Source organism: Tenacibaculum sp. TC6 (assembly GCF_050606265.1).
In the GTDB taxonomy this organism is placed as follows: Bacteria; Bacteroidota; Bacteroidia; order Flavobacteriales; family Flavobacteriaceae; genus Polaribacter.
In genome coordinates this window covers 1-2,253 of sequence record NZ_JBOCUK010000069.1, presented here as the reverse complement: position 1 = coordinate 2,253, position 2,253 = coordinate 1, and the positions used below count along the sequence as shown (strand labels likewise).

The window sequence follows — 2,253 nt, the reverse complement described above, 5'->3', positions numbered from 1 at the left end:
ACGTCCCTACTGTTTTAGATATTAATTTAAATGATATTCTAACTCCTGAACAGCTGTTATTTTTAAGTCAATACCCAGATTTGAAAGGTGTGCTTGAAGTTTTTTTAAGAGCTAACAATAATTCTTTAGAGGCTCAGGGATTTGTAAAACAAGCCATTAAAGCGTTAACAAATGGTGGTGAAGTAGATTTTGATGATAGAATTATTAACAAGCTTACAGGTAAAGCACTTTGTGTATACAATAAACTACAAGCGATGAGCACTAACTTTAAAAGCATGATAAAAAAGTTTGATGGGGAGTTTCCTGTAAGTCATTTGAAGTTTGAAGAGAGTACATCCCTTTCATCAAATACTAATGCGGAAACAAGTCCTCCTTCTAATTATTTAATAACGATAACATTGAATTCAAATAATCTAGACAGATCAATTCTATCCATAGCTAGGACTATTATTCATGAGACTATTCACGCTGAAATGTTTAGGAAATTGCTATCAGAATGGCAGCACCCTAGTTTGGAAGGTATTGATGAGAATTTTTTAATTAACATAAGAAATAATTTTCCTGGTTTAACCGATTATTATATTAGATGGCTCAACAATACCCCAACAGGCATAAACACGAGTAGTGCTCAACATCAGGCAATGGCTCAACATTATAGAAATACAATAAAAGAAATATTAATTAAATTTGATAGTAAGCAAAATAATGATGTATATGAGGCATTATCATGGGTTGGATTGAAAGGTACAATTGCTTGGAATAACTTATCTCAATCTGAAAAAGACAAGATAGAACAAGTATTAAAAGATTTTGAAAATAATAATAAAACCAATTGTGAGTAATTATGAGATTATTTATAACAATTATAGCTTTGTTTTCTGTAAACTACATTCTTTCACAACAAATTGAAAACAAAATAATTAAAGCTGTGAAATATTTAGAAAAAAAAAATGGAAGTATTGAATTTACACTAAATGAAAATTTTGTCTATAAATATGTTCCTTCAAAGCATAGAAAGGAACATGTATCTTTTGATAGTATAAAGGCATCTGTAATAACATTTAATCAATTGAATAAGAATATATCTATAAAAAAAGTAAATAATAATTACATTAAATTATACAAAGGAAAAGAGTATAAATTATGGTTTTATATTCATAATCATAAATGTAAAAGAAAAGGTGTCCTATATGAAGTAGATAGGTTGATTCCAATAAGAACAGAATTTAATTAAATCCACTTCCTTTTATTAAAAAAGAAAGCTTTAATTTCTACTGAAAAACAAAAAAAGAATAAGTTATACTATACTATTGTAATGATTATCTCCCTCGTTCAACTTATGAGTTAATTATCGGGCTGGTTTACATAACACTAAAGCATGAGATAACATGTTTGCAGACCCAGTTCATACAGCAAATGAACAACGAAGAATACTCAACACAATAAGAAACTTTAAAAACTCAGGAACAAATGAATGCAGTAATTAAAAATTTTATTATAATCTTATATTTCATTTCTTTTGTCAGTTTTTCACAAACAAAAAAAGATGATGCTTATTTTATTCTCGATAATAATAACAAAGAATACACTTTAGGAAACAGAAATTATACCGATAAAAGTTACGAATCTTTTCCTATATATAATAGGAAAGAATATGAAAAAAGAGAAAAAAAAATTGCAGAAGAAAAAAAGAATGGAACCTATTACAGATTAGATTATTACGGGAATGAAATACCTAAAACATTGAGTTTTAGAAAAGTTCATGGGAGCAAAACAGAAACGATTAACCATTGTGATATACATTTTTTAAATCTAGTTGATTATAAATGGATTCGAGATAATTCTTGGAAAGAAAACAACCCTAATATTTTATTTAAAGACTTATACTTTTTATTAAAGATTGATAAAAATAAATATTTAAAGTTTAAGGTCGAAAGAACTGTAATTGCTTATTAAGTTTACAATTAAAATAACCCGATAACCAAAAACCCTATTATGTTAAGAGATATAAAAACATAATAGGGTTTCTTTACTAGGTAAAAAATAGCCCCAATTAAAAAATTGGGGCTATTTTAGTTAAGATTTCTTTTGAATAGTAGCCAATTTTAAGGCATCTTTAATCATTTTACCAGGTCTAAAAATAGTACGTAAGTTTTTTATATTACTTGCCGTTACTTCTTCAGCCGTATCACTTCCAGTGCTACTACCTCCAACTTGTAAGGTAAAATACTCTCCGGCATATACAATTTTACC

At 27.5% G+C, this 2,253-nt stretch carries 2 protein-coding genes and 1 pseudogene; all 3 read left to right on the top strand.

All coding sequences use genetic code 11. The annotated features are described in order from the left end of the window. A pseudogene (locus tag ACQY1Q_RS17280) lies at window positions 1-842 on the top strand (hypothetical protein); the annotation flags it as partial. A 2-nt stretch (window positions 843-844) separates the two neighbouring features. Next, the gene (locus tag ACQY1Q_RS17275) at window positions 845-1,234 is read left to right on the top strand and encodes a hypothetical protein (protein ID WP_431006577.1); all 390 of its coding nucleotides are present in this window, start codon (window positions 845-847) and stop codon (window positions 1,232-1,234) included. A gap of 236 nt (window positions 1,235-1,470) precedes the next feature. Continuing rightward, window positions 1,471-1,956 carry a hypothetical protein gene (locus ACQY1Q_RS17270; RefSeq protein WP_431006576.1) on the top strand — a complete coding sequence of 162 codons (486 nt, stop codon included), beginning with the start codon at window positions 1,471-1,473 and terminating at the stop codon, window positions 1,954-1,956. The last annotated feature ends 297 nt before the right edge of the window (window positions 1,957-2,253 follow it).